Annotated in this window: 19 protein-coding genes; 12 read left to right on the top strand and 7 right to left on the bottom strand. The window is 70.1% G+C overall.

The window, feature by feature from the left end; translation table 11 throughout:
* Nucleotides 1-6: 6 nt before the first annotated feature.
* Nucleotides 7-2,085, bottom strand: a complete 2,079-nt coding sequence (gene recG, locus FHT26_RS11260) for an ATP-dependent DNA helicase RecG (protein ID WP_168560233.1) — start codon at nucleotides 2,083-2,085, stop codon at nucleotides 7-9.
* Nucleotides 2,086-2,166: 81 nt separating this feature from the next.
* On the opposite strand from recG, the gene queA reads away from it, so the two are divergent.
* From queA to FHT26_RS11240, 4 genes are all read left to right on the top strand, one after another.
* On the top strand, nucleotides 2,167-3,261 hold the full coding sequence (gene queA / locus FHT26_RS11255) for a tRNA preQ1(34) S-adenosylmethionine ribosyltransferase-isomerase QueA (RefSeq protein WP_168560232.1): 1,095 nt from the start codon (nucleotides 2,167-2,169) through the stop codon (nucleotides 3,259-3,261).
* Between the two features lie 294 nt (nucleotides 3,262-3,555).
* A complete protein-coding gene (tgt, locus tag FHT26_RS11250; protein ID WP_168560231.1) occupies nucleotides 3,556-4,713 on the top strand; it encodes a tRNA guanosine(34) transglycosylase Tgt in 1,158 nt (385 codons plus the stop codon).
* Nucleotides 4,714-4,893: 180 nt separating this feature from the next.
* A complete protein-coding gene (locus FHT26_RS11245; RefSeq protein ID WP_168560230.1) occupies nucleotides 4,894-7,212 on the top strand; it encodes a putative bifunctional diguanylate cyclase/phosphodiesterase in 2,319 nt (772 codons plus the stop codon).
* Between the two features lie 141 nt (nucleotides 7,213-7,353).
* Nucleotides 7,354-8,952 (top strand): GMC family oxidoreductase, encoded by a 1,599-nt coding sequence (locus FHT26_RS11240; protein WP_168560229.1) that lies wholly within the window; start codon nucleotides 7,354-7,356, stop codon nucleotides 8,950-8,952.
* A 9-nt stretch (nucleotides 8,953-8,961) separates the two neighbouring features.
* Here FHT26_RS11240 and FHT26_RS11235 read toward each other — a convergent pair whose 3' ends face one another.
* Nucleotides 8,962-10,146: a class I SAM-dependent methyltransferase gene (locus FHT26_RS11235; protein WP_210427343.1), complete on the bottom strand. Its 1,185-nt coding sequence runs from the start codon at nucleotides 10,144-10,146 to the stop codon at nucleotides 8,962-8,964.
* A gap of 84 nt (nucleotides 10,147-10,230) precedes the next feature.
* On the opposite strand from FHT26_RS11235, the gene FHT26_RS11230 reads away from it, so the two are divergent.
* The gene (locus FHT26_RS11230) at nucleotides 10,231-11,214 is read left to right on the top strand and encodes a threonine ammonia-lyase (protein ID WP_168560227.1); all 984 of its coding nucleotides are present in this window, start codon (nucleotides 10,231-10,233) and stop codon (nucleotides 11,212-11,214) included.
* A gap of 6 nt (nucleotides 11,215-11,220) precedes the next feature.
* Complete coding sequence (locus FHT26_RS11225) at nucleotides 11,221-11,553, top strand: hypothetical protein (protein WP_168560226.1); 333 nt, start codon at nucleotides 11,221-11,223, stop codon at nucleotides 11,551-11,553.
* A 53-nt stretch (nucleotides 11,554-11,606) separates the two neighbouring features.
* On the opposite strand, the gene FHT26_RS11220 is transcribed toward FHT26_RS11225, so the two are convergent.
* A complete protein-coding gene (locus tag FHT26_RS11220) occupies nucleotides 11,607-12,344 on the bottom strand; it encodes an NAD-dependent epimerase/dehydratase family protein (RefSeq protein ID WP_168560225.1) in 738 nt (245 codons plus the stop codon).
* 420 nt (nucleotides 12,345-12,764) lie between these two features.
* Here FHT26_RS11220 and fusA point away from each other — a divergent pair, with 420 nt between their 5' ends.
* Complete coding sequence (gene fusA, locus FHT26_RS11215; RefSeq protein ID WP_168560224.1) at nucleotides 12,765-14,795, top strand: elongation factor G; 2,031 nt, start codon at nucleotides 12,765-12,767, stop codon at nucleotides 14,793-14,795.
* Here the strand turns inward: fusA and FHT26_RS11210 are convergent.
* A complete protein-coding gene (locus FHT26_RS11210) occupies nucleotides 14,792-15,475 on the bottom strand; it encodes an NUDIX hydrolase (RefSeq protein WP_168560223.1) in 684 nt (227 codons plus the stop codon). The genes fusA and FHT26_RS11210 overlap by 4 nt on opposite strands.
* Nucleotides 15,476-15,573: 98 nt before the next feature.
* On the opposite strand from FHT26_RS11210, the gene FHT26_RS11205 reads away from it, so the two are divergent.
* From FHT26_RS11205 to FHT26_RS11185, 5 genes are read left to right on the top strand one after another with little or no spacing between them, the layout of a single operon-like run.
* Nucleotides 15,574-16,428: a cysteine hydrolase family protein gene (locus FHT26_RS11205; RefSeq protein ID WP_168560222.1), complete on the top strand. Its 855-nt coding sequence runs from the start codon at nucleotides 15,574-15,576 to the stop codon at nucleotides 16,426-16,428.
* A gap of 8 nt (nucleotides 16,429-16,436) precedes the next feature.
* The gene (gene pncB / locus FHT26_RS11200) at nucleotides 16,437-17,624 is read left to right on the top strand and encodes a nicotinate phosphoribosyltransferase (RefSeq protein ID WP_168560221.1); all 1,188 of its coding nucleotides are present in this window, start codon (nucleotides 16,437-16,439) and stop codon (nucleotides 17,622-17,624) included.
* A 10-nt stretch (nucleotides 17,625-17,634) separates the two neighbouring features.
* On the top strand, nucleotides 17,635-19,335 hold the full coding sequence (locus FHT26_RS11195; protein WP_168560220.1) for an NAD+ synthase: 1,701 nt from the start codon (nucleotides 17,635-17,637) through the stop codon (nucleotides 19,333-19,335).
* Nucleotides 19,332-20,423, top strand: a complete 1,092-nt coding sequence (locus FHT26_RS11190; RefSeq protein WP_168560219.1) for a bifunctional nicotinamide-nucleotide adenylyltransferase/Nudix hydroxylase — start codon at nucleotides 19,332-19,334, stop codon at nucleotides 20,421-20,423. The genes FHT26_RS11195 and FHT26_RS11190 overlap by 4 nt, the downstream gene beginning before the upstream one ends.
* The gene (locus tag FHT26_RS11185; RefSeq protein ID WP_168560218.1) at nucleotides 20,420-21,352 is read left to right on the top strand and encodes an ADP-ribosylglycohydrolase family protein; all 933 of its coding nucleotides are present in this window, start codon (nucleotides 20,420-20,422) and stop codon (nucleotides 21,350-21,352) included. The genes FHT26_RS11190 and FHT26_RS11185 overlap by 4 nt, the downstream gene beginning before the upstream one ends.
* 70 nt (nucleotides 21,353-21,422) lie before the next feature.
* Here the strand turns inward: FHT26_RS11185 and rtcA are convergent, their stop codons facing one another.
* The 3 genes from rtcA to FHT26_RS11170 are packed head-to-tail and all read right to left on the bottom strand — an operon-like array spanning nucleotide 21,423 to nucleotide 25,081.
* Nucleotides 21,423-22,460: an RNA 3'-terminal phosphate cyclase gene (gene rtcA, locus FHT26_RS11180; RefSeq protein WP_210427341.1), complete on the bottom strand. Its 1,038-nt coding sequence runs from the start codon at nucleotides 22,458-22,460 to the stop codon at nucleotides 21,423-21,425.
* 2 nt (nucleotides 22,461-22,462) lie between these two features.
* Nucleotides 22,463-23,842, bottom strand: a complete 1,380-nt coding sequence (locus FHT26_RS11175; protein WP_168560216.1) for a hypothetical protein — start codon at nucleotides 23,840-23,842, stop codon at nucleotides 22,463-22,465.
* A 9-nt stretch (nucleotides 23,843-23,851) separates the two neighbouring features.
* Nucleotides 23,852-25,081, bottom strand: coding sequence for an RtcB family protein (locus FHT26_RS11170; protein WP_168560215.1), 1,230 nt, complete (start codon nucleotides 25,079-25,081; stop codon nucleotides 23,852-23,854).
* Between the last annotated feature and the right edge of the window lie 83 nt (nucleotides 25,082-25,164).

Here is a 25,164-nt window from a genome sequence, read left to right as displayed (position 1 = left end):
TGCCCGTCAGGCCTTCAGGTACTCGGCCTTGCCGCCCAGCCAGCGCAGCACATGCTGCTCGGCGATGCGCGGGTGCTGCGCCAGCAGCGTCGTCGCAACCGCTCGCGCCCGGTGCACCAGCGCCTCGTCGAGCGCGAGGTCGGCAAAGCGCAGCAGCGGCGCGCCCGACTGCCGCGCGCCGAGGAACTCGCCCGGCCCGCGGATCTCCAGGTCGCGCCGCGCGATCTCGAAACCGTCGTTGGTCTCGGCCATCGCGCGCAGCCGGTCCTTGCCCGTGGGCGACAGCGGCGCGGTGTAGACCAGCACGCAGACGCTCGCGACCGAGCCGCGCCCGACCCGTCCGCGCAGCTGGTGCAGCTGGCTCAGCCCGAAGCGCTCGGCATGCTCGATCACCATCAGCGAGGCGTTCGGCACGTCGACGCCGACCTCGATCACCGTCGTGCTGACCAGCACCTTCATCTGGCCAGCGGTGAACAGCGCCATCACCGCCGCCTTCTCGGCCGAAGGCATGCGGCCGTGCAGCAGGCCGACCATCTCGTCGGGCAATGCCTCGCACAGCTGCTGGTGCGTCGCGGTGGCGTTCTGCAGGTCCAGCGTCTCCGATTCCTCGATCAGCGGGCACACCCAGTAGACCTGCCGGCCGCGCGCCACCTCGTCGGCGATGGTCAGGATCACGTTGTCGCGGCGCGCATCGCTGAACACCTTGGTGACGATCGGCGTGCGCCCGGGCGGCAGCTCGTCGATGGTGCTGACGTCGAGGTCGGCGAACACCGTCATCGCGAGCGTGCGCGGGATCGGCGTCGCGCTCATCATCAGCAGGTGCGGCTCCAGCGCGCCCTGCTGCAGCTTGGCGCGCAGTGCGAGCCGCTGCGCGACGCCGAAGCGGTGCTGCTCGTCGATGATGGCCAGCCCGAGGCGCGCGAACTCCACCTCGCCCTGGATCACCGCATGCGTGCCGACCACCAGCCCGGCTTCGCCGGAGGCCACGCGCGCCAGCATCTCGCGCCGCGCCTTCCCCTTGCGGCTGCCGGTCAGCCACGCCACCTGCACGCCCAGCGGCTCGAGCCAGCCGACCAGCTTGCGGAAATGCTGCTCGGCGAGGATCTCGGTCGGCGCCATCAGCGCGCACTGCCAGCCTTCGTTCATCGCGATCGCGGCCGACAGCGCCGCCACCACCGTCTTGCCCGAACCGACGTCGCCCTGCAGCAGCCGGTGCATCGGCACCGGGCGCTGCAGGTCGAGCGCGATCTCCTCGACGACGCGGCGCTGCGCCGGCGTCAGCGAGAACGGCAGCGCCGCGAGCAGCTTCTCCTGCAGGCCGCCGGCGTGCACCGTGAAGGCCGGCGCCTGCTGCAGCGCCCGCTCCTGCTTGGCTTGCAGCTGCGACAGCTGCTGCGCCAGCAGCTCCTCGAACTTCAGCCGCTGCCAGGCCGGGTGGCTGTGGTCCTCGAGCGTGGCCAGGCTGACGTCCGGCGTCGGGTGGTGCAGGAAGCGCAGCGCGTCGCGCAGGCTCATCAGCCCGGCCGGAAGCAGCGCTGCGGGCACGATCTCCGACAGATCGGCGCGCTGCAGGCCCGAGGCCACCGCCTTGCGCAGGTAGGCCTGCGGCAGTGTCGCGCTGGTCGGGTAGACGGGCGTCAGCGCCGCGGCCAGCGGCGTGTCGTCGTCGACGCCCTTGAAGCTCGGGTGCACCATCTCGCGCCCGAAGAAGCCGCCGCGCGCCTCGCCGCGCACCCGCACGCGCCGGCCGACGCCGAGCGTCTTCTGGTGGTTCGGGTAGAAGTTCAGGAAGCGCAGCCACAGTTCATCGGTGCCGTCGTCGATCTTCACGACCAGCTGGCGGCGCGGGCGGAACTGGATCTCGCAGTCGCGCACGATGCCTTCGACCTGCGCGTTGTCGCCGTCGCGCAGCGCGGCGATCGGCGTGATGCGGGTCTCGTCCTCGTAACGCAGCGGCAGGTGCAGCGCGAGGTCGATGTCGCGCACCAGGCCCAGCTTCTCCATCGCCTTCTGCGGCGCGGATTTTTCGCGTGCCGGTGCTGAAGCAGGAGATTCGACGGGAGACGAGGCAGCGCGACCGGGCATGCGCGGATTCTGCCGCGTCGAGCGTCCGTGAAAGAATCCGTCCCCTGCAGATCTTCGTCAGGCCGGTCCAGCCTGCATGCCATGTCGTCCGATCCATCCCCCGCTTCCGCCCTCACCCCCGTCTCCCGTCGCTTCACGTTGAGCGACTTCGACTTCGAGTTGCCGCCCGAGCTGATCGCACAGCACCCGGCCGCCGAGCGCAGTGCGTCGCGGCTGCTGGATGGCCGCGGCGCGGCGCCCGTCGACCGCATCTTCCGCGAGCTGCCGGCGCTGCTGCAGCCGGGCGACCTGCTGGTCTTCAACGACACCCGTGTGATCAAGGCGCGGCTGTTCGGCGCGAAGGCCAGCGGCGGCGCGGTCGAGGCGCTGGTCGAGCGCCTGCTGCCGGGCAACGAGCTGCTGATGCACCTGCGCGCCAGCAAGTCGCCGAAGCCGGGCCAGACGGTGCGCTTCGCCGACGCGTTCGATGCCGAGGTGCTGGGCCGCGGCGGGCCGGACGGCAGCCTCTTCCACCTGCGCTTCCCGGCCGATCCGCTGACGCTGCTGGAGCAGCACGGCCATGTGCCGCTGCCGCCGTACATCGCGCACGCTGACGAGGCCGACGACGAGCGGCGCTACCAGACCGTGTTCGCCGCGCGGCCCGGCGCGGCGGCCGCACCGACCGCCGCGCTGCACTTCGACGAAGGCGTGCTGGCGGCGCTGCGCGAGCGCGGCGTCGGCACGGCGAGCGTCACGCTGCACGTCGGCGCCGGCACCTTCCAGCCGGTGCGCAGCGAGAACATCGCCGAGCACACGATGCACAGCGAATGGTTCGAGGTGCCGCAGGCCACGGTCGACGCGATCGCGCGCACGCACGCGGCCGGCGGCCGGGTGGTGTCGGTCGGCACGACGACGCTGCGCGCGCTGGAATCGGCCGCGCGCGGCGGCAGCCTGCTGGCCGGCAGCCGAGACACCGACATCTTCATCACGCCCGGCTTCGGCTTCCGCGTCGTCGACGTGCTGGTCACCAACTTCCACCTGCCGAAGAGCACGCTGCTGATGCTGGTCAGCGCGTTCGCCGGGTACGAGCACATGATGGCGCTGTACCGCCACGCGATCGCGCAGGGCTACCGCTTCTTCAGCTATGGCGATGCGATGCTGCTGGAGCGCACTGCAAGCCTGTCCATCACCCGTTGAGATGTTGCGTCCGCAGGAAGTGCCGCGCTGAATGGCGCTGGCTGGCAACCCGTCGGCGGTGTGTCGGTGCACGTTCATCGCTCCTGCGAAAGTTTTTAAGGAGCCAGACGCTCGCAAAGACTCCGTTCGGACTGAGCTTGTCCTTCGACAGGCTCAGGATGGTCGGGGTCATGGCCTCGGACACAACCCTTCGACGGACGGGCCTTCGACAAGCTCAGTCCCTGCTCAGGGCGAACGGAGCGTGAGTGCTCCAGCCCCGCTCATCATCGCGAATCACTGGGAGACAATCCCCCCATGCTCCAGTTTGACCTCCTCAAGACCGAAGGCCACGCGCGCCGCGGCCGCCTGACGCTGAACCACGGCGTCGTCGAGACACCGATCTTCATGCCGGTGGGCACCTACGGCACCGTCAAGGGCGTGATGCCGCAATCGCTCGAAGACATGGGCGCGCAGATCATCCTCGGCAACACCTTCCACCTGTGGCTGCGCCCGGGCATCGACATCCTGAGGCAGTTCGGCGGGCTGCACCGCTTCGAAGGCTGGACCAGGCCCATCCTCACCGACAGCGGCGGCTTCCAGGTGTGGTCGCTGGGCGAGATGCGCAAGATCAGCGAGGAAGGCGTGCGCTTCGCCTCGCCCGTCAACGGCGACAAGCTGTTCCTGACGCCCGAGACCAGCATGCAGATCCAGCACGCGCTGAACAGCGACATCGTGATGCAGTTCGACGAGTGCACGCCCTATGAAAGCAAGGGCCACCTGACCACCGAACGCGAGGCCCGCAGCTCGATGGAGCTCAGCCTGCGCTGGGCGCGCCGCTGCCTGGCCGAATTCCAGCGCAACGAGAACCCGAACGCGCTGTTCGGCATCGTGCAGGGCGGCATGTTCGAGAACCTGCGCGAGGAATCGCTCGCGTCGCTGGTCGAGCTCGACCTGCCCGGCTACGCGATCGGCGGCGTCAGCGTCGGCGAACCCAAGGCCGAGATGCAGCGCATCATGGCCCACACGCCGCACCGGCTGCCGGCCCACAAGCCGCGCTACCTGATGGGGGTCGGTACGCCGGAAGACCTGGTCGAAGGCGTCGCCGCCGGCGTCGACATGTTCGACTGCGTGATGCCGACCCGCAACGCGCGCAACGGCCACCTGTTCACCCGCTTCGGCGACCTGCGGCTGCGCAACGCCCGCTACCGCACCGACGAGCGCCCGATCGACGAGACCTGCAGCTGCCACACCTGCCGCGGCTTCAGCCGCGCCTACCTGCACCACCTCGACCGCTGCGGCGAGATGCTCGGGCCGATGCTCACCACCATCCACAACCTGCATTACTACCTGAACCTGATGCGCGAAGTGCGCGAGGCGCTCGACGCCGGCCGCTTCGCGGCGTTCGCGACGCAGTTCGCCATCGACCGCGCGCGCGGCTTCGGGCCGGCCGGGCCCTCGCCCTCGCCGGGCTGAGCCGGCGGACCCATCGCGTGCGGGCATCACCGTTGATCGCGCTCACCACTGGATGCGCGGGTTTCCACCAGGGGCTGCCGCCCTGCCGTGAAGTCGTTCACGCTCGCCGCCGTCGTGGGTGCACCAGCGACGGGCACACTCAGCAGCTTTGCCAGTCAGCAGCCACGTCAGCCTGATCCGATGCTCCGCCGCTTGATCTCGACGGGTGAGCGCCTCTGGGCGTCCTTGCACGCCTTCCTGCAGTTACCGGGCCGCCCGTCCCAGGACACCGACAGCCGCGTTCAGCTGAGCGCGCTGCGCATCGTCCTGCTCAGCGGCATCACGCTCGAGGCCGCGATCGCGCTGCACAGCTCGTGGCTCGGGCTGCAGCGCGGCGTCTACTACATCCTGTTCATCGTCGTCGCGTTCTACGTCGCGCTGCTGGCGGCCATCCGATGGTCGACGCAGCACCAGCGCCTGAGCGCCAACGGCCTGATCGTCGCCGTCTACGTCGCCGGCCTGGTGATCGCCACCTGCGTGCGCATCCCCGAGGTGCAGCGCCTGGGCTACGTGTTCTGCTATTCGGCGCCGCTGCTGGCCGGCCTGCTGCGCGGCTACCGGCTCGCGCTCGCGCTGATGGCGTTCAACATCGTGCCGTTCTGGTTCGCGGCCAGCGGCTTCGTGATGCCCAACCTGTTCGGCATCGACGTCACCATCGACACCTCGCCGCTGTACATCCACGGCCTGCTGTTCACCTTCTTCAACTTCTGCCTGCCGCTCGCGGTGTTCCGCATCCTGAGCGCCGTCAAGCATTCGCAGCAGCATGCCCAGCGCATGCAGGACCTGTACGAGGACCTGTTCGAGAACCAGGGCACCGCCGTCGTGGTGTGCCGCGACGACGGCCGCGTGCGGCGCGGCAACCGGCTGTTCGCGCAGCTCGCCGGCGGCGTCATCGACGACCAGCTGCTGTCCCGCTGGCTGCGTTCGCCCGCCCCGGAAGGTAGCGCTGTCCCGAGCTTCGACGCCGGCACCGAATGGCTGGTCGGCGAAGGCCGTGCGCAGCGCCGGCTGGTGGTGCGCAACCGCTTCGCCTGCGGCGACCGCCACTACGCGGTCAGCTTCCAGGACGTGACCGAGCTGCGCGAGCTGCAGCGCAACCTGGTGCGCAGCCAGGCCGAGGCCGAGTACCTGGCCTCGCACGACGTCGTCACCGGTCTGCCGCGCCCCGAGGGCATGGCGCAGTGGCTGGAGCGCCAGCGCGCGATGCTGCTGCCCGGCATGGTGATCCCGGTGGTGTCGTGCGGGCTCGGCTCGTTGCGCCAGGTCAATGCGCGTTTCGGCATGGCGCAGGGCAACCAGTTCATCGTCGCGTTCGCGAATGCGCTGCGCGACGCCGGCGGCAAGGACAGCTACATCGCCCGCACCCGCGGCTCGATGCTGAGCATCGCGCTCCCGCCCGTGCCGGCGGTGCAGGCCATGATGGCGGTGACGCGGCTGCGCCGGGCGCTGCCGCACCAGTTGCAGGTCGGCAGCGGCCAGGTGCAGGTCGAGCTCGCGCTCGGCGCCGCGCTGTTCCCGAACGACAGCGCGCAGGCCGCCGAGGTGATGCACCGCAGCGGCGTCGCGATGGAGCTGGCGCGCGAGGGCGCCAGCGCCGACGAGGTCGGCACGCCGATCAGCGAGCGCGCGGTCAGCCGCCGCATCGCGATCGAGTCGGCGCTCGAGCGCGCGATCGACGACCGCGAGCTGCACGTCGTCTACCAGCCGCAGGTGCGCTCGAACGGCCAGCTGCTCGGCTTCGAGGCGCTGGTGCGCTGGAACAGCCCGGCGCTCGGCGCGGTGTCGCCGGCCGAGTTCGTGCCGGTGGCCGAGCAGATGGGCTGCGTGTCGCGCATCACCGACTACATCCTCGACGAGGTGTGCCGGCAGCTCGCGCTGTGGATGGCGGCCGGCGCGCCGGCGCCGCGCGTCGCGGTCAACCTGTCGGCGCGCGACCTCGACCGCGACAACCTGTTCGAGACGGTGCTCGCCGCGGTCGGCCGCTACGACGTGCCGGTCGGCGCGCTCGACCTGGAGGTCACCGAGACCTTCCTCGCCGAGCGGCCGGAGCGCGCGCTGGCGCAGCTGAAGCTGCTGCGCGAATGGTCGTTCAAGATCTCGATCGACGATTTCGGCACCGGCTACTCGTCGCTGTCGAAGCTGGCCGACCTGCCGATCGACGTGCTGAAGATCGACCGCAGCTTCCTGCTCGACCTGCCGGGCAATGCGCGGCGCGAGCGCATCGTGCGCTCGATCGTGACGCTGGCCAACAACCTGCACCTGCAGGTGGTGGCCGAAGGCGTCGAGCGCGGCGCGCAGCTGCGCTTCCTGCAGATGCTGGGCGTCGATGCCTACCAGGGCTTCCTGTTCCATGCGCCGGCGCCGGCCGAGCACTGGACGCCGATGCTGCTCGGCGGGCTGCCGTCGATCGAGGACCTGATGCTGCCCGGCCCGCCGCAGTTCGGGCACAGCCTCATCTGAACAATGACAGCCCCTCGGCCGACGGGTACGTCGACCGATCCCCCGAAGGGATGCCGGCCGGCTCGGGGCGGCCCGGCGCTCGGCCGGCCCGGGCTCACGCCGATTGACACCGCCGCGGCCGCGCCGCGAGCATGCGCCTCCATGACAGAGACGAACGAAGTCGATTTCCTGATCGTCGGTGGCGGCTCGGCCGGCTGCGTGCTCGCGAACCGGCTCAGCGCCGACCCGGCGAACACGGTCGCGTTGATCGAGGCCGGCGGCGACGGCCGCGGCGCGCTGATCGACATGCCGGTCGGCGCGGTGACGATGCTGCCGACGCGGCTCAACAACTGGGCCTTCGAGACGGTGCCGCAACCGGGGCTGAACGGCCGCCGCGGCTACCAGCCGCGCGGCAAGGCGCTGGGCGGCTCGTCGGCGATCAACGCGATGGTCTACATCCGCGGCCACCGCAGCGACTACGACCACTGGGCCGCGCTCGGCAACCCGGGCTGGTCCTACGACGAGGTGCTGCCGTACTTCAGGAAGGCCGAAGACAACGAGCGGCTGCACGACGAGTTCCACGGCCGCGGCGGCCCGCTGCACGTCGGCGAGCTGCGCAGCGGGAACCCGTGGCAGCAGGTCTGGCTGCAGGCGGCACGCGAGGCCGGCTTCGCATTGAACGACGACTTCAACGGCGCAAGCCAGGACGGCATCGGCCTCTACCAGGTCACGCAGCTCCGCGGCGAGCGCTGCAGCGCCGCGCGCGCCTACCTGCACCCGGTGATGGACCGCCGCGACAACCTGCACGTGCTGACGAAGGCGCAGACGCTGCGGGTGCTGTTCGACGGCAAGCGAGCGGTCGGCATCGAGATGGCGCGCGGCGGCCACGTCGAACGGCTGATGGCGCGCCGCGAGGTGGTCCTGTGCGCCGGCGCGCTGCAGACGCCGCAGCTGCTGCAGGTGTCGGGCGTCGGCGACGGCGCCTTCCTGCAGCGCACCGGCATCCACCTGAAGCACCACCTGCCGGGCGTCGGCCGCAACTTGCAGGACCACATCGACTTCAGCTTCGGCTACCGCGTGCCCGACACGGCGCTGTTCGGCTTCTCGCCGGCCGGCAGCCTCCACGCGCTGCGCGCGTACGGCCGCTACCGGCGCGAGCGCAGCGGGCCGCTGACCAGCAACTTCGCCGAGGGCGGCGGCTTCCTGCGGGTGTCGCCCGACTCGACGGCGCCGGACGTGCAGCTGCACTTCGTCGTCGCGCTGGTCGACGACCATGCGCGCAAGCTGCACCTGCGGCACGGGCTGTCGTGCCACGTCTGCCTGCTGCGCCCGCGCAGCCGCGGCACGGTGCTCGTGCGCAGCGGCGACATCCGCGACGTGCCGCTGATCGACCCGAAGTACTTCGACGATCCGGACGACCTGGAGGTGCTGGTCGAAGGCTGGAAACTGACGCAGCGCCTGCTGCAGGCACCGGCGATCGCATCACGCGTCAGGCGCGACCTGTTCACCGCCGGCGTGTCGAGCGACCACGAGATCCGCGAGGTGATCCGCAACCGGGCCGACACCATCTACCACCCGAGCGGCACCTGCCGGATGGGCGCCGATGCGATGGCGGTGGTCGACGCGGCGCTGCGCGTGCACGGGCTGCAGGGACTGCGTGTCGTCGATGCGTCGGTGATGCCGACGCTGATCGGCGGCAACACGAACGCGCCGACGATCATGATCGCCGAGAAGGCGGCGGACCTGATCCTGGCCGCCTGAACGGCGCGTTCAGGCCGCGGCCAGCAGCGTCTCGAGGCAGTGTTCGCGGATGCCGTAGAAGGCCTTGATCTCGCGGATCTGCGCCAGCACCTCGTCGGCCGGCTTCGGCTGGCCGCGCTTCACCGCCAGGATCATCTTGTTCTTGCTGGTGTGCTCGAGCGCGACGAACTCGAACACCTGCGTGTCGTAGCCCTGCGAGTCGAGCAGCAACGCGCGCAGGCCGTCGGTCAGCATCTCGGCTTCCTGGCCGAGGTGGATGCCGTGCTGCAGGATCGGCCGCAGCGGGTGCGGGCTCAGCAGCTGCGGGCGGATCTGCTTGTGGCAGCACGGCGAGCACATGATGATGGCCGCGCCGGCGCGGATGCCCATGTCGATCGCGTAGTCGGTGGCGATGTCGCAGGCGTGCAGCGCGATCATCACGTCGACCGGTTCGCGCGCATGCGTTCGCACGTCGCCGTGGCGGAACGCGAGGCCGGCCATGCCGTTGCGCTGCGCGGCCGCATTGCACAGGCGCACCATGTCCTCGCGCAGCTCGACGCCGGTGACCTGCGCGTCCATGCCGCGCGTGCCGTGCAGGTAGTCGTGCATCGCAAACGTGAGGTAGCCCTTGCCGGCACCGAAGTCGAGCACCCGCACCGCCTTCGCGTCGCGCAGCGGCGACGCCTTCAGCGCGCTGTCGAGCACTTCGACGAACTTGTTGATCTGCTTCCACTTGCGTGCCATCGCCGGCACCAGCTGGTGCTGCGCCGTCGTGACGCCGAGGTCGGCCAGGAAGGGGCGTGTCAGGTCGACGAAGCGGTGCTTCTCGCGGTCGTGGCCGGCGGCCGCGTCATCGGCCTCGTGGTCGGCGGCCGCGACCCGCAGCGTCTGTTGGCCCTTCTTGCTGACCATCAGCTGCACGTCTTCGTGGCGCGTCATCAGGTGCAGGTGGCCGAACAGCTCGGTGGCCCGTTCGCGCAAGCTCTGCAGGCCGTCGGCGAGCGGCATGTTCTTCGTGACGTCGCGCGTGCGGTGCGTGTAGACGAAGCTGAGGGTGTCGGCATCGCGCACCTGGATGCGGCGCACGGTGGCGCGCTGCAGGTCGGGCTCCGGCCCGCGGTACTTGGCCAGCACCAGCTTGACGAAGCCGTGCTGGTCCAGGCTGTCGGCCAGCCGTTTGAAGAACTTGTCGCCGTCGCTCGTGCCTGTGGTCATCCGCCGCATTATCCCGGGCGCCCTGCAGCCGCATCGGTTGCACGGACAATCACGTCCATGACCGCCGCATCCGTGAAACCCGATATGCCCGTCCCTTCCCTCGCCGACATCCGCACCGCCGCCGACCGCCTGGCCGGCAAGATCCTCACGACGCCGGTCTGGCGCTGGCAGACCGGCGCCGCCGCGACCCGGCTGGCTCCGTCGACCGAGGTCTGGCTGAAGCTCGAACTGCTGCAGACCACCGGCAGCTTCAAGCTGCGCGGCGCGCTGAACTGCGTCGAGGCCCTCGATGCCGACGCGAAACGGCGCGGCATCGTCGCCGCGAGCGCCGGCAACCATGCGATCGCCGCCGCCTATGCCGCGCGCATCGCCGGCACCAGCGCGACGGTCGTGATGCCGCGGCATGCGAGTCCGCTGCGCATCGCCACCTGCGAGGGCTTCGGCGCGAAGGTCGTGCTGGTGCCGAACGTGCACGAAGCCTTTGCCGGCGCGCAGGCGTTGGTGGCCGGCGAAGGCCGTACGATGATCCATCCGTTCGACGGCCCGTTGACCACGCTCGGCACCGCGACGGTCGGCCTGGAGTTCATGCAGCAGGTGCCGCAGCTCGACGCGGTGGTGGTGCCGGTCGGCGGCGGCGGGCTGATCTCGGGCATTGCCGCGGCCGTCAAGCAGCTGAACCCGCAGTGCCGCGTCTACGGGGTCGAGCCCTTCGGTGCCGACGCGATGTACCGCAGCTTCCAGGCCGGCGAGCCGGTGAAGCTCGATGCGGTCGACACGATTGCCGACAGCCTGGGCGCGCCGTACGCGCTGGCCTACAGCTTCGGCGTGTGCCGGCAGTTCGTCGACGAGATCGTCCGCGTGTCCGACGACGACCTGTGCCGCGGCATGCACGACCTGTTCATCGACATGAAGCTCGCGGTCGAGCCGGCGCCGGCGGCGGCGGTGGCGGCGCTGTTCGGTCCGCTGAAGGCGCGGCTCGACGGCCGGCGTGTCGGCCTCGTCATGTGCGGCAGCAACATCGATGCGGCCCGCCATGCCGAGCTGCTGGCACGCGGCAAGCCGGCCTGAGCGACGATGCCGCGCCGGCCGAAGCATCACTACAGCGTCTATGTGGTGGAGCTCGCCGACCAGGTCTGGAACGAGCCGAGCTTCCGCAAGGCCAATCCCGACTACCAGCTCGGCAAGCCTTTTGTCTACGTCGGCATGACCGGGCTGGACCCGGACGTCCGCTTCGACAAGCACAAGGCCGGCATCCAGGCGAACCGCTTCGTCACGGCGTACGGGCTGAGGTTGCTGCCGAAGCTGTACGAGGTCTACAACCCGATGCCGTACGACGGGGCGCGGGACATGGAGGTGGAGCTGGGCATCGCGTTGCGGGAAGCAGGGTTTGGGGTCTGGCAGGCGTAGTGGCTACTGCTGTTGCGCGGACGGACGCGCCACGGTCCCCACCCGCGCCTTTGCTAGCTCCGCAGGCGAAACGCCGCATCCCATCCGAGTTCACGCCGCACCTTGTCGCCGGTGATCTGCCAGCTCGGCTCCGCAACGTTGTAGATGCCCGGCGCCCCCCGGTCGACCGCCAGCAACGCCGCATAAGCCGCCGCGTCGACATGCAATGCCGTCGGCTTGCCGGCCGCCGTCTCGACACCGGTCCCCGGCCCGTAGAACTGGCCATAGCGCAGCACGATGCCGTCGAGCCCCGGCGATTGCGTCACCAACTGCTCCAGCGTCGCCACCGCGTGGACCGTGTGTGCCCGCGCCCCTTCGGCCTTCAGGTCCAGCGGGTCGCTTTCCGCATGCGGCTCGCGCCCCGCGGCATACACCCACGCGATGCTCTGCGCCACCATCCGCTTCGTGCCGCAGGCCAGCGCCGCATCGACCAGGTGGCGCGTGCCCTCGACGCGCAACCGCGCGTTGCGGGCCAGCGCCTCGTCGCGCGTCGCCGGATCGCCCAGCAGCGCAAGGTCGGTCAGCTGGTGCACGATCACGTCGGGCTTCAGGCGCAGTGCCGTCGCGCGCACCGCCGCCGCATCGAACACGTCGAGCACGATCGGCTCGGCACCCGCCGCCATGATGGCCGCCGCCTTCGCCTGGCTGCGCGTCATGCCGAACACGTTGTAGCCACCGCCGACCAGCAGCGGGACGAGCCGGCGGCCGACGACACCCGTCGCACCGGCGAGAAGAATCTTCGTGGAAGTCATGAACTCATTCCACACCAAAGCGGAAGCCCCACCGGCAGCAGGTGCTCTGCAACGGCAGGACAATCGCGTCCATGTTGAAGAATCTTGAAGCCATTTCGCAAGCAGCACCGTCGCGTGGCGACGTGTTGCTCTCTGTCGTGTAGTTCAAGGTCTTCCCCACCACCGGAAGGCCAAGTGCCTTCCGGTCCCAGAAACCCCGGTCGGCATCGCCCCCGGGGTTTCTGCTTTTCAGTTCTGCACGTGACTGCCATGCGCACCTACGACAAGTTGATCGCCACGATTCAAGACCGCCAAAGCACGGGGAGCTTGCGCTCGTCCTTTGGCGCGTCCGTCGACACCGCATCCATGCAAGTTACGGGCTAGCCCACGGCGAATCTTCACCGGGGCTGGCAAGAACCGCCCCAGTTTGAAAGATTCGTCATGAACCGCAACGCCAGACTCCTCCGCAACATCGGTGTCATCGCCCACGTCGACGCCGGGAAAACCACCACCACCGAACGCATCCTGTTCTACACCGGCGCGAACCACCGCATCGGCGATGTGAACGACGGCAACACCGTGATGGACTACGACCCGCAGGAGCGGGCGCGCGGCATCACCATCAACAGCGCGGCCACCACCGTGTTCTGGAACGGTGCGCAGATCAACATCATCGACACGCCCGGACACATCGATTTCAACATCGAGGTGAACCGCTCGCTGCGCGTGCTCGACGGCGCGGTCGTCGTGTTCGACGGCGTCGCCGGCGTCGAGCCGCAGACCGAGACCAATTGGCGCCTGGCCGACAAGTACCGCGTGCCCCGCCTCGCCTTCATCAACAAGCTCGACCGCGTCGGTGCCGATTTCGCCCGCGTCGTGCAGATGATGGAGTCGCGCCTGGGCGTCACCGCGCTGCCGCTGCAACTGCCGATCGGCACCGAGGATTCGTTCCGCGGCGTCGTGGACCTGCTCGGCCGGCGCGCGCTGGTCTGGCCGGCTGCCGATGCGAGCCAGCCCCCGCTCGTCGAAGCGATCCCCGACGACCTGCAGGCGCAGGCGACGATCGCGCGCGCCCGCCTCGTCGAAGCCGTGGTCGAGCGCGACGACGCGCTGCTGCAGGCCTGGCTGCAAGGCGAGGAGCCGTCGGTCGAGCAGCTGCGCGCCGGGCTGCGTGCCGGCACGCTGGCGGGCGCCTTCGTGCCGGTGCTGGCCGGCTCGGCGTTCCGCAACCGCGGCGTCGAGCCGCTGCTGGACGCCGTCGTCGACTACCTGCCGGCACCCGGCGACGTCGCGACCGACGGGCAACCCGAGTCGGATGCCGACGGTCCGCTCGCGGCGCTCGCGTTCAAGGTCGTCTCCGACGACCACGGCGCGATGGTCTTCGTGCGCGTGTACCGCGGCCGCCTGCGGCCCGGCGACAGCGTGCTCAACGCCAGCACCGGCCGCACCGAACGCGTCGCGCGGCTGTATGAAGTGCATGCCGACAAGCATGTGGAAGTCCCGGCCCTCGAGGCGGGAGACATCGGTGCGCTCGTGGGCCTGAAGGACACGACCACCGGCCACACGCTCGCCGACAAGCGCCATCCGGTCGTGCTGGAGAGCATCTCCATCCCTGAACCGGTGATCCACATCGCGGTGGAGCCGCGCACGCAGGTCGACCAGCAGCAGCTCGGCAAGGCACTCGCCGCGCTCGCGAAGGAAGACCCGAGCCTGCGCATCCGCCAGGACGCCGAATCCGGCCAGACCATCCTGTCCGGCATGGGCGAGCTGCAGCTCGAGGTGACGCTGGAGAAGCTGCGCACGCGCCATCGTGTCGAGGTGACGGTGGGGCGCCCGCAGGTGGCCTACCGGGAGACGATCACGCGCACGGTCGACGTCAGCCATGTGCACAAGAAGCAGAGCGGCGGCCCCGGGCAGTTCGCCGGCGTGACGCTGCGGATCGCGCCGCTGGCGCGCGGCGAGGGCCTGCGCTTCGTCGACCAGGTGACGGGCGGCGCGATCCCGCGCGAGTTCATCCCGGGCGTCGAGTCCGGCGTGAAGCGCGCGGCCGAGACCGGCGTGCTGGCCGGCTATCCGGTGGTCGACCTGGAAGTGACGCTGCTCGACGGCAGCTTCCACGAGCGCGACTCGTCGGTGCTGGCGTTCGAGCTCGCGGCGGTCGCGGCCTTCCGCGATGGCGTCGCGCGGGCGGCGCCGGTGGTGCTCGAACCGGTGATGGCGGTGGAAGTCGTCACGCCGGCCGACTACCTCGGCGACAGCATCGGCGACCTGCACCGCCGGCGCGGCCATGTGCGCGCCCAGCACCCGCGCGGCAACGCGACGGCGCTGGAGGCGCACGTGCCGCTGAAGGAGATGTTCGGCTACATCGGCAGCCTGCGTGCGCTCTCGTCGGGGCGGGCGCAGTATTCGATGCAGTTCAGCCACTACGCCGAAGTGCCCGCACCGCTGCAGGCGGAACTGCTCGCGGCCTAAGTCCCCAGGCCGCGCTCGCTGAGCGACAGCGTGCGCCGGAATTCCCGGCGCACGCGGTACAGCTGGGCCGGCCGGTTGGCCCGGCCCAGCTCCAGCTCGCCGTCGATCGGCTCCAGCATCGCGAGCTCGTCCATCTTGCGGCGAAAGCTCACCTTGTTGACCGGTTCGCCGAGCACCGCCTCGTACACCGCCTGCAACTGCGGCAGCGTGAAGCGCTCGCCGCACAGGTGCACCGGCAGCGACGAGTAGTGGCTCTTCACCCGCACCCGCGACACCGCCAGCTCGACGATGCGCCCGTGGTCGAACGGCAGCGTCGGGAGCCGGTCGGCCGGCAGCACGCGCAGGTGCGGCGCATCGACCGGCACCAGCTGGAGCGGCACCAGCGCGTAGTACGCGATCGACACCGACCAGCCGCGCGGATCCCGCCCCGGCCCGGACAAGGTGGCCAGCTGCTCCAGGTACGGGCTCGCGATGCCGGCCTTGTCGCGCAGCACGCGCACCGCGGCATCCTCGGCCCCCTGGTCCTCCTGCTGGTGCACATAGCCGCCCGGCAGCGCGAGCGCCCCGCGGAACGGCTCGCGGTCGCGCTTGTGCAGCACCACGTGCAAGGCATCATCGCGCAGCGTCAGCAGCACCACGTCGACGGTGCAGATGACGGGCGGGTACGAGTCGGGGGCCATGGTCCGATGTTAGGGCCATCGCCCGGCCGGTCGCTACTTAGTTGCAATGTTGATCTAACTCCGCTAGAGTACCGTCACGTTCAAGACGAAAGCCTGCGATGACCCTGCGAACCCAGCTCCTGATCATCGACCCGCAGAACGACTTCTGCGACCTGCCCGACGCGTGGCGCGCGACCGATCCGCTGACCGGCCGGCCGGTGGCGCCCGCGCTGCCGGTGGCCGGCGCCCATGCCGACATGCAGCGCCTGGCCGGCTTCATCCGCCAGGCCGGCGATGCGATCGCCGGCATCACCGTGACGCTCGATTCGCACCACCGCGTCGACATCGCCCATCCGACCTTCTGGCAGCAGCGCGACGGCAGCGCGGTGGGGCCGTTCACGCCGATCACCGCCCGGCAGGTGCGCGACGGCGCGTTCCGCCCGCGCGACGCCGCCTCGCTGCCGCGCACCCTTGCCTACCTCGACGAACTCGAAGCCCGCGGCCGCTACACGCTGATGGTCTGGCCGGTGCACTGCGAGATCGGCAGCTGGGGCCACAACATCCATGCCGACGTGCGTGCCGCCTGCAACAGCTGGGAAGAACGCCGGCTCGCCACGGTCGAGATGGTCGCCAAGGGCGAGAACCCGTGGACCGAGCACTACAGTGCGGTGCAGGCCGAGGTGCCGGATCCCGGCGACCCCGACACCCAGCTGAACCAGGGCCTGATCGAGCGCCTGAACCGCGCCGACCTGCTTCTGATCGCCGGCGAGGCCGGCAGCCACTGCGTGAAGGCCACCACCGAGCACATCGTCGACCACCTGCCGAGCGGCCGGCTCGAACGCGTCGTGCTGCTGACCGACTGCATCAGCCCGGTCGGCGGCTTCGAGGCGCAGCAACAAGGGTTTCTAGACGCGATGCGCGCCCGCGGTGTTCAACTCGCGACCAGCGGCGAGGTTCTTCGCCGCCTGACCTGAAAGCCACCATGCCTCCTGTCATCCACAGCCTGCTGGAGACCGACCTCTACAAGTTCACGATGTGGCAGACCATGCTGCATTGGCACCCGCAGACGCAGGCCGAGTACAGCTTCGTCTGCCGCAACACGCCGGCCTACCCGCTGGCCGAGCTGCTGGCCGACGTGAACCGCGAGCTCGACCACCTGTGCACGCTGCGCTTCGCCGAAGACGAGCTGGCCTACCTCGGCGCGTTGCGCTTCATCAAGTCGGACTTCGTCGACCTCCTGCGCATCTTCCAGTTCCAGCGCGTCTTCATCAGCGCGCGCACCGACGGCGACACGCTGCAAGTCATTGCGAACGGCCCGCAGGTGCACGTGATGGCGTTCGAGATCTTCGTGCTGGCCATCGTCAACGAGCTGTACTTCCGCCGCTTCGATGCCCAGTCCGCGCTCAGCGTCGGCCGCGAGCGGCTGCAGGCCAAGATCGCGACGCTGCGCGCCTTCGGCGCCGAGGCGCCGCGCCGCAATCCGTTCGAGTTCTTCGACTTCGGCGTGCGCCGCCGCTACAGCGGGGCCTGGCAGCGCGAGGTCGTCGCGACGCTGAAGGCCGCGGTGCCGCAGTACTTCCGCGGCAGCTCCAACGTGCTGCTCGCGAAGGAGCTCGGCATGGTGCCGATCGGCACGATGGCGCACGAGTACCTGCAGACCTTCCAGGCGCTCGGCGTGCGGCTGCGCGATTCGCAGAAGGCCGCGCTCGAGGAGTGGGTGCAGGAATACCGCGGCGACCTCGGCGTCGCGCTGACCGACGTGGTCGGCATGGACGCCTTCCTGGCCGACTTCGACCTCTACTTCGCGAAGCTGTTCGACGGGCTGCGCCACGACTCCGGCGACCCGGTCGTGTGGGGCGAGAAGGCGCTGGCCCACTACGCGAAGCTGCGCATCGACCCGCACACCAAGCGGCTGGTGTTCTCCGACGGCCTGACCATCGAGACCGCTCTCGCGCTGTACCGCCACTTCGCCGACCGCACGCAGACCGGCTTCGGCATCGGCACCAGCCTGTCGAACGACGTCGGCCTGACGCCGCTGAACATCGTGATGAAGCTGACCCGCTGCAACGGCCAGCCGGTCGCCAAGCTGTCCGACAGCCCCGGCAAGACGCTGTGCGACGACCAGACCTTCCTCGCCTACCTGCGCCAGGTGTTCAACGTTCCCACGTGATGGAGCCCGCATGCTGAAGATCGGAATCGCCCAGCTGAACCCGACCCTCGGCGACATCGACGGCAATGTCGCGAAGATGATCGCCGCGGCCCGCCAGGCCAGCACGCAGGGCGCCGACCTGGTCGTCTTCACCGAGCTCGGGCTGACCGGCTACCACCCGGCCGACCTGCTGGAGGAGCCCGCCTTCCTGCAGCGCGTCGACGCCGGGCTCGACGCGCTGCTGCAGGCCTCGCGGCAGTTGCGCGGCCTGCACTGGGTGGTCGGCGCGCCGCTGCGCCGCGACGGCCCCGGCAAGCGGCTGCACAACATGCTGCTGGTGCTGCATGCCGGCGAGATCGTGCTGCGCTATGCCAAGCAGCTGCTGCCGACCTACAACATCTTCGACGAGCGCCGCCACTTCGAACCCGGCCCCGATGTCGCGAAGGTGCTGCGCATCGGCGACACGCAGGTCGGCATGCTGATCTGCGAAGATGGCTGGAACGACGTGGCCGGCGACTACGCGGTCAACCCGTTCGAGCGCATGCGCGATGCGGCGCCCGACCTGGTCGTCTCGATCAACGCCAGCCCGTCGGAGGTCGGCAAGCGCGAGCAGCGCCACCAGATCTTCGGCGACGCGAGCCGGCGCCACGGCTTGCCCATCCTCTACGTCAACCAGATCGGCGGCCACGACCAGCTGGTGTTCGACGGCGCGTCGTTCGCGACCGAGGCCGACGGCCGCGTGGTCTACGAAGCCCGCCGCTTCGTCGAGGACGTGACGACGCTGCGCTTCGAGCACGGCCGTTTCCTGACGCTCGACGGCAACGCCCCGCCGCCGGTGCCGGCCGCCGGCCTGCCGACGATGGCGTTCTACCAGGCGCAGATCGTGCTCGGGCTGACCGACTATGCGCGGCGCTGCGGCTTCAAGCAGGCGGTGGTCGGCTCGTCGGGCGGCATCGACAGCGCGTTGACGCTGGCGCTGGCCGCGCAGGCGCTCGGGCCGGACAACGTCAGCGCGGTGACGATGCCGTCGCACTACTCGTCGGCCGGCTCGGTCGACGACTCGGTCACGCTGTGCCGCAACCTCGGCATCGAGCTGTTCACGCACCCGATCGCCGAACTGGTGAACGGCTACGGCGTGCAGTTCGAGCGCAGCTTCGGCAAGCCGCTGCAAGGCCTGCCGCACGAGAACCTGCAGGCGCGCATCCGCGGCACCGCGCTGATGGCGTACTCGAACAGCTTCGGCCACCTGCTGCTGACCACCGGCAACAAGTCGGAGATCTCGGTCGGCTACTGCACGCTGTACGGCGACACCAACGGCGGCCTGGGGCTGATCGGCGACCTGTACAAGACGGAGGTGTTCGCGCTGTCGCGCCATGTCAACGAGGCCGCCGGCCGCGAGCTGATCCCCGCCGCCATCATCGACAAGCCGCCATCGGCCGAACTGGCGCCCGGCCAGAAGGACACCGACAGCCTGCCGCCGTACGAGGTGCTCGACGAGGTGCTGAAGCTGCTGATCGAAGGCGAGCGGCTCGCGCCGCGCGAACGGGCACCGGTGGAGGCCTTCGTCACGCAACTGCAGCGCAGCGCCGAAGGCCGCGCGCTGGTCGAGCGGGTGCGGCGCATGATCGCCCGCAACGAATACAAGCGGCGCCAGGCGCCCCCCATCATCCGCGTCCGCCCCCGCGCCTTCGGCAGCGGGCGGCAGATGCCCATCGCGGCCTTCATCCCATGAGAACCATCCCGTCGCACTCCCCGGCAGTGCTTGGCCTGCACCACGACACCGCGGTCTACATCGGCCGTTTCCAGCCGTTCCACAACGGCCACCTGGCGCTGCTGAACCAGGCGCTGGCGATCGCGCCGCAGGTCATCGTCGTGATCGGCTCGGCGCACCAGGCGCGCTCGCCGAAGAACCCGTTCAGCTGGGAAGAACGGGCCGAGATGATCCGGCTCGCGGTGCCCGAGGACGAGCGCAGCCGCATCGACTTCCTGCCGGTGCGCGACTACTACGACGAAGCGCGCTGGCTGAAGGCGGTGCACGACGGCGTGCACGCGCTGATCGCGAAGCGGACCGATCCGCGGCTCGGATCGATCGGGCTGGTCGGGCATTTCAAGGACGCGACCAGCGAGTACCTGCAAGGCTTTCCGGGCTGGCGGCTGCACGGCGTCGAGCGCATCGCGGCGGCCGACGGCACCGCGCTGCGCGACGCGTTCTTCGCCTGTGCGCCCGACGATGTCGACGCAACGCTCGCCGCGCTGGTCGGCCAGGCGCCGTCGACGACGCTCGGCTTCCTGCGCGCCTGGTCGCGGCTGCCGCTGTTCGGCGCGCTGGCCGCCGAATGGCGGATGCTGAAGGGCTACCACGCGTCGTGGGCCGGCTCGCCGTACCCGCCGGTCTTCGTCACCGTCGACGCGATCGTGCAATGCGCCGGTCATGTGCTGCTGGTGCGCCGCGGCCGGGCGCCCGGCAAGGGCTTGTATGCGGTGCCGGGCGGTTTCATCGAAGCGCGCGAGACGACCTACCAGTCGGCACTGCGCGAACTGCGCGAAGAGACCCAGCTGCACCTGCTCGATGCCAGCATGCGCCAGTGCCTGCGCGAAACCGCAGTGTTCGACCACCCCGACCGCAGCCAGCGCGGCCGCACGATCACCCATGCCCATCACTTCGACCTGGGCGACCGCGAGCTGCCCGAGGTGGTGGCCGGCGACGACGCCGCGGCCGCGCTGTGGACGCCGATCGGCGAGCTGAACGCCCTCGAGGACCAGTTCCTCGACGACCACTTCCACATGCTCGATCACTTCCTGGGACTGACGCCGCGATGAAGGACGAAACCGCCCTGCGCGACCGCTTCCGCGGATGCCTGCTCGGGCTGGCCTGCGGCGACGCGGTCGGCACCACGCTGGAATTCCGACGCCGCGGCAGCTTCCAGCCGATCACCGACATGGTGGGCGGCGGCCCGTTCGGGCTGAAGGCCGGCGAGTGGACCGACGACACCTCGATGGCACTGTGCCTCGCGACCAGCCTGGTCGAGCGCCGCGGCTTCGACGCCGCGGACCAGATGAACCGCTATGTGAACTGGTGGCATCACGGCTACCTGAGTTCGACCGGCAGCTGCTTCGACATCGGCGTCACCGTGTCGGCCGCGCTGCAGCGCTACCTGCAGACACGCGACCCGATGGCCGGCTCCACCGACCCGATGAGCGCCGGCAACGGCTCGCTGATGCGGCTCGCGCCGGCGGTGCTGTTCGGCCATCCGGACATGGCGGCCGCGATGGACCTGGCCCGCCGCAGCTCGGCCACCACGCACGCGACCGCCGAGGCGGTGGAATGCTGCGCGTTGTTCGCCGAGCTGCTGTGCCATGCGCTCGACGGCCACCCGAAGGACGCGATCCTGTCGAGCCGGCTCGCGGCACCGACGATGCCGAAGGTGCAGGCGATCGCGGCGCGCGACTACCTGCACAAGCGCGAATCGCAGATCGCCGGCACCGGCTACTGCGTGGCATCGCTCGAAGCCGCGCTGTGGTGCTTCGCGCACACCGACAGCTTCGAGGCCGCGGTGCTGCGCGCGGCCAACCTCGGCGACGACGCCGACACCACGGCCGCGATCGTCGGCCAACTGGCCGGCGCGCACTACGGCAAGGCCGGCATCCCCGCGCGCTGGCTGGTGCGGCTGCACCAGCGCGACGAGATCGAGAGGCTGGCGGACGCGTTGCTCGCAAAGAGCAGCGCTCCCTCCTCCCGTTCGCCCTGAGCAGGGACTGAGCCTGTCGAAGGCCCGTGTCGCAGGGTAGCCGCCGAAGCGGGCCGGCAGGCACCCGACATCACAGGAGGTCCACGCCAACAAGCCGGTTCCCGTCGGATCCACCCGTCCCGATTCGCACCGGCAGGAACCGCTCGATCACCGCGAAGTTCGTCCGCGCATGCTCGGTCAGTTCGGTGCAGCTGAAACGGGCCGGTCGGCCGCTGCGCCACACCGCCAGTGCCAACGGCAGCACCCACTGGTCCGCCAGGTGCGGGCCGAGCGCGCCGCTGCCGGCCTGGTAGGCCCGCAGCTCGGCGGCGAGCGACAACGCGACCTGCTCGGCACTGCGGCCGCGCTCGCCGAAGCTGATCGCCAGCTCGGTGACGTGCTCGTGCACGAGCGTCGCCATCAGCGCGTTGCCGGGGCCCTCGTTCTGGCGCAGCGTCGGCACCTGCAAGGCATCGTCGGGCCAACCGAACTCGCGCTGCAGGATCGCAAGTTCGCGCGATGCCACGCTGCGCGGGATGGCCGCCGCCAGCGCTTCCGCGTACGCGCTGTTCAACGGCCCGCGCTCCAGCAGGTCGTACGGCTGCAAGCCATCGACGGCCGGCAGGATCTCGGCGACGAACTCGCCGCCGCCCGCCGGAAAGAAGCCGTGCCGGCGCAGCTGCAGCCGGCTGCCCGCGCCCAGGCGGTGCATCAGCGGCGCATAGCAGCGCTCGATGAAGTGGAACGGCGGCGCCATCGGGTTGTGGGTGCCGCCGCCCAGCGTCAGCCTGCTCGTGCCGGCGGCCAGCATCAACGCCGGCCACACGGTCTGCAGCACCAGCGTCGCGCTGCCGGCGGTACCGACGCTGAACACATGGTCGCCGGCGCACACCGTGCCGGGCTCGAAGACCAGCGACGTCGAGCCGGCCTCGGCGCCCTGCACCCGCGCGCCGCTGACCGCCTGCGCCGCCTGCACGCAGGCCAGGTGCTGTCGCATCAGGCCCGGCTTGGGCCGGCGGGCGCGGATGTTGTGCAGCAGCAAGCCCTGGCCGGTGCACATCGCGAGCGCCAACGCGCTGCGCAGGATCTGTCCGCCACCCTCCCCGGCGGCACCATCGAGTTCGATCATCGTCATTCCTTGTTGTCGTTGTCCGTCGTGCGATCGACCGCGATCCCGAACGACCCGAGCCGGAATCTCACCGCCGCTCGCATTGGTCCGTCGATCGACGCCTGCGCGTCGTGCCACGCGGCTTGCACGCTGTGCTGCTGCGCTCGCGTCGGCGTCACGAAGCAGCGGTCCATGTCGACCTGCCACGCCCGCAGCCCCTCGGTCGCCAGCCGCGATGCCGGCTCCGGCAGCGCGCGGTCGGCCAGCATCGTCAGCACGAACCACGCGCGGTCCCACGGCGACGCACGGTCCATCAGTTGCAACGCGATCCCCATCGCCTGCCGCGAACCGAGCGCATAGACCAGTTGCCTCGCACGTTCAGCCGACGGCGCCGGAGCGCCGCGAACGACGGCTTTCACCGCCAGTCGCTGCACGCGCGGCGAGGCGTCGAGCACGCAGCGCTCGATCAGCATCGGCAGGTCCGCACCGGGCTCGGCCAGCCCTCCCTCGTAGGCCGCGACCCGCACCGCGACGGCACCGTCGCCGGTCAGCTCGCGGCACAGCGCGGGAACCCCCGGATGCCGCCGCTCGCGCAGCAGCCGAAGCATCGCGACGCGCCGCCCGCTCGGCAACGACGTGTCGTGCACGCCGGCCCAGGCGCGCTGGTCGACCTCGACGAGTAGCGGTGGCGACAGTGCCGCCACGGCCAGCGCTCGCACGCTCGCACTGCGGTCGACGCACAGCGCCTGCAGCAGCGCCGGCTCGGCACCCTCGGGACCTGCCGCCAACGCCCGCAGGCCGGCGGCACGCACCACGGCGAACTTGCCATGACACGCGTCGAGCAGCAGCTGCAGACGCCATGGCGCCACCGGCAGTGCTGCAGCACGTTGAACCGCCGCGCTGGCAATCACCACGTCATTCGACCGCAGGCCGTCCGACAACAACGCACGGCCCGATGCGTCGTCGCAGCACTTCTTCGCGCTCAACAGAAACAGAAAGCGCGACGCCTCTCGTTCGGATGCCGCCAAACCGACCCCGACCTGCGCCAGGTGTCCCGGCGTCGACAGGAAGTCCTCGATCGCCTGCAGCAACGCGCGGTGATCGACGCGGCGCGCCTGGCGCAACCGCAACAGCGCCGGCAGCGCCTGCCGCCAGCCGTCGAGGCGGCGCTCGTCCAGCCACGCCAGCACCGCCTGCGCGGCCGCCTGCCGCACCTGCGGGACCCAATCGTTGACCCGCACCAGCAGCATGCGCAGCGCACGCGGGTCATCGCTCGCGGCCAGCGCCACGACCGCCGCCTGCCGCTCGTGGCCGTCCGGCGACGCAGCCGCGTCCAGCCAAGCCTCGACGCCATCCGCGCCGTCGGCCGGCCTGCCGAGCCATCGGCTCAACCAGGTGTTCATCTTCTCCTCCTATCCCTTCACGCACACCACCTGCTTCAGCGTGTGCACGACCTCCACGAGGTCCTTCTGCGCTTCCATCACCGCGTCGATGTCCTTGTAGGCCATCGGGATCTCGTCGATGACGTCGGCATCCTTGCGGCATTCGACCCCTTCGGTCGCCTTCGCGTGGTCCTCGACGCTGAACAGCTTCTTCGCCTTCGTGCGGCTCATCACGCGACCGGCGCCGTGGCTGCAGCTGTCGAAGCTCTCCGGGTTGCCGAGGCCGCGCACGATGAAGCTGCGCGCGCCCATGCTGCCCGGGATGATCCCCATCTGGCCGCGCTTCGCGCTGACCGCGCCCTTGCGGGTCACGAACACCTCTTCGCCGAAGTGGCGCTCCTGCTGCACGTAGTTGTGGTGGCAGTTGACCGCCTCGACGTGCGTCTCGAACGGCTTCGCGATCACCTGGCGCACGGTGGCGATCAGGTTGGTCATCATCACCTCGCGGTTGCGGGCCGCGAACTTCTGCGCCCAGCCGACCCCGCGCACGTAATCGCCGAAGTACTGCGCGCCTTCCTCGAAGTACGCCAGGTCCTGGTCGGGCAGGTTGCGCTGGTTCGCTTCGGCATCCTTCTTCGCCAGCTCGATGAAGTGGGTGCCGATCGCATTGCCGACACCGCGCGAACCCGAGTGCAGCATGAACCACACCGCGCCCGCTTCGTCGAGGCAGACCTCGATGAAGTGGTTGCCGCCCCCCAGCGTGCCGAGGTGCTTGCGGTTGTTGGTGTTCTTCAGGCGCGGGTGCAGCTCGCACAGCGCATCGAACTCGTCGACGAGCGTCGCCCACACCTGGTCGACGGTCTCCGGCGGGTTCTCCCAGCTGCCCTGGTCGCGGCCGCGGTGGCGCGGCGTCGAGCCGTGCGGCACCGAGCGCTCGATCGCCGCACGCAGCGGGCCCAGGTTGTCCGGCAGGTCTTCCGCGCGCAGCGTGGTCTTGCAGGCCATCATCCCGCAGCCGATGTCGACACCGACCGCGGCCGGGATGATCGCGCGCAGCGTCGGAATCACCGAGCCGACCGTCGCGCCGATGCCCAGGTGCACGTCGGGCATCGCCGCGATGTGCTTGAAGACGACCGGCAGTCGGGCCGCGTTCGCGAGCTGCTTCTTCGCCTCGGCCTCGACCGGCACGCCGCGGGTCCACATCTTGACGGGCACGCCGCCGTCGATGGTTTCGGTGTCGTAGTTCTTCAGGGTTTCCATGATTCTTCTTTCGTAAGTTCTTCGATATTGCAGCGAGCGTGCCAGCACATCCGCGGCATCGGGCGTGTCATCGCAAGTGCATG

Source organism: Rhizobacter sp. SG703 (genome assembly GCF_012275445.1).
Taxonomy (GTDB): domain Bacteria; phylum Pseudomonadota; class Gammaproteobacteria; order Burkholderiales; family Burkholderiaceae_C; genus Rhizobacter.
This window is presented reverse-complemented; position numbering and strand designations above follow the sequence as displayed.

Bases quoted from the DNA above. Each gene is read 5' to 3' on its own strand.
- recG (WP_168560233.1), bottom strand. From the start codon at position 2,085: ATGCCCGGTCGCGCTGCCTCGTCTCCCGTCGAATCTCCTGCTTCAGCA.
- queA (WP_168560232.1), top strand. From the start codon at position 2,167: ATGTCGTCCGATCCATCCCCCGCTTCCGCCCTCACCCCCGTCTCCCGT.
- tgt (WP_168560231.1), top strand. From the start codon at position 3,556: ATGCTCCAGTTTGACCTCCTCAAGACCGAAGGCCACGCGCGCCGCGGC.
- FHT26_RS11245 (WP_168560230.1), top strand. From the start codon at position 4,894: ATGCTCCGCCGCTTGATCTCGACGGGTGAGCGCCTCTGGGCGTCCTTG.
- FHT26_RS11240 (WP_168560229.1), top strand. From the start codon at position 7,354: ATGACAGAGACGAACGAAGTCGATTTCCTGATCGTCGGTGGCGGCTCG.
- FHT26_RS11235 (WP_210427343.1), bottom strand. From the start codon at position 10,146: ATGACCACAGGCACGAGCGACGGCGACAAGTTCTTCAAACGGCTGGCC.
- FHT26_RS11230 (WP_168560227.1), top strand. From the start codon at position 10,231: ATGCCCGTCCCTTCCCTCGCCGACATCCGCACCGCCGCCGACCGCCTG.
- FHT26_RS11225 (WP_168560226.1), top strand. From the start codon at position 11,221: ATGCCGCGCCGGCCGAAGCATCACTACAGCGTCTATGTGGTGGAGCTC.
- FHT26_RS11220 (WP_168560225.1), bottom strand. From the start codon at position 12,344: ATGACTTCCACGAAGATTCTTCTCGCCGGTGCGACGGGTGTCGTCGGC.
- fusA (WP_168560224.1), top strand. From the start codon at position 12,765: ATGAACCGCAACGCCAGACTCCTCCGCAACATCGGTGTCATCGCCCAC.
- FHT26_RS11210 (WP_168560223.1), bottom strand. From the start codon at position 15,475: ATGGCCCCCGACTCGTACCCGCCCGTCATCTGCACCGTCGACGTGGTG.
- FHT26_RS11205 (WP_168560222.1), top strand. From the start codon at position 15,574: ATGACCCTGCGAACCCAGCTCCTGATCATCGACCCGCAGAACGACTTC.
- pncB (WP_168560221.1), top strand. From the start codon at position 16,437: ATGCCTCCTGTCATCCACAGCCTGCTGGAGACCGACCTCTACAAGTTC.
- FHT26_RS11195 (WP_168560220.1), top strand. From the start codon at position 17,635: ATGCTGAAGATCGGAATCGCCCAGCTGAACCCGACCCTCGGCGACATC.
- FHT26_RS11190 (WP_168560219.1), top strand. From the start codon at position 19,332: ATGAGAACCATCCCGTCGCACTCCCCGGCAGTGCTTGGCCTGCACCAC.
- FHT26_RS11185 (WP_168560218.1), top strand. From the start codon at position 20,420: ATGAAGGACGAAACCGCCCTGCGCGACCGCTTCCGCGGATGCCTGCTC.
- rtcA (WP_210427341.1), bottom strand. From the start codon at position 22,460: ATGATCGAACTCGATGGTGCCGCCGGGGAGGGTGGCGGACAGATCCTG.
- FHT26_RS11175 (WP_168560216.1), bottom strand. From the start codon at position 23,842: ATGAACACCTGGTTGAGCCGATGGCTCGGCAGGCCGGCCGACGGCGCG.
- FHT26_RS11170 (WP_168560215.1), bottom strand. From the start codon at position 25,081: ATGGAAACCCTGAAGAACTACGACACCGAAACCATCGACGGCGGCGTG.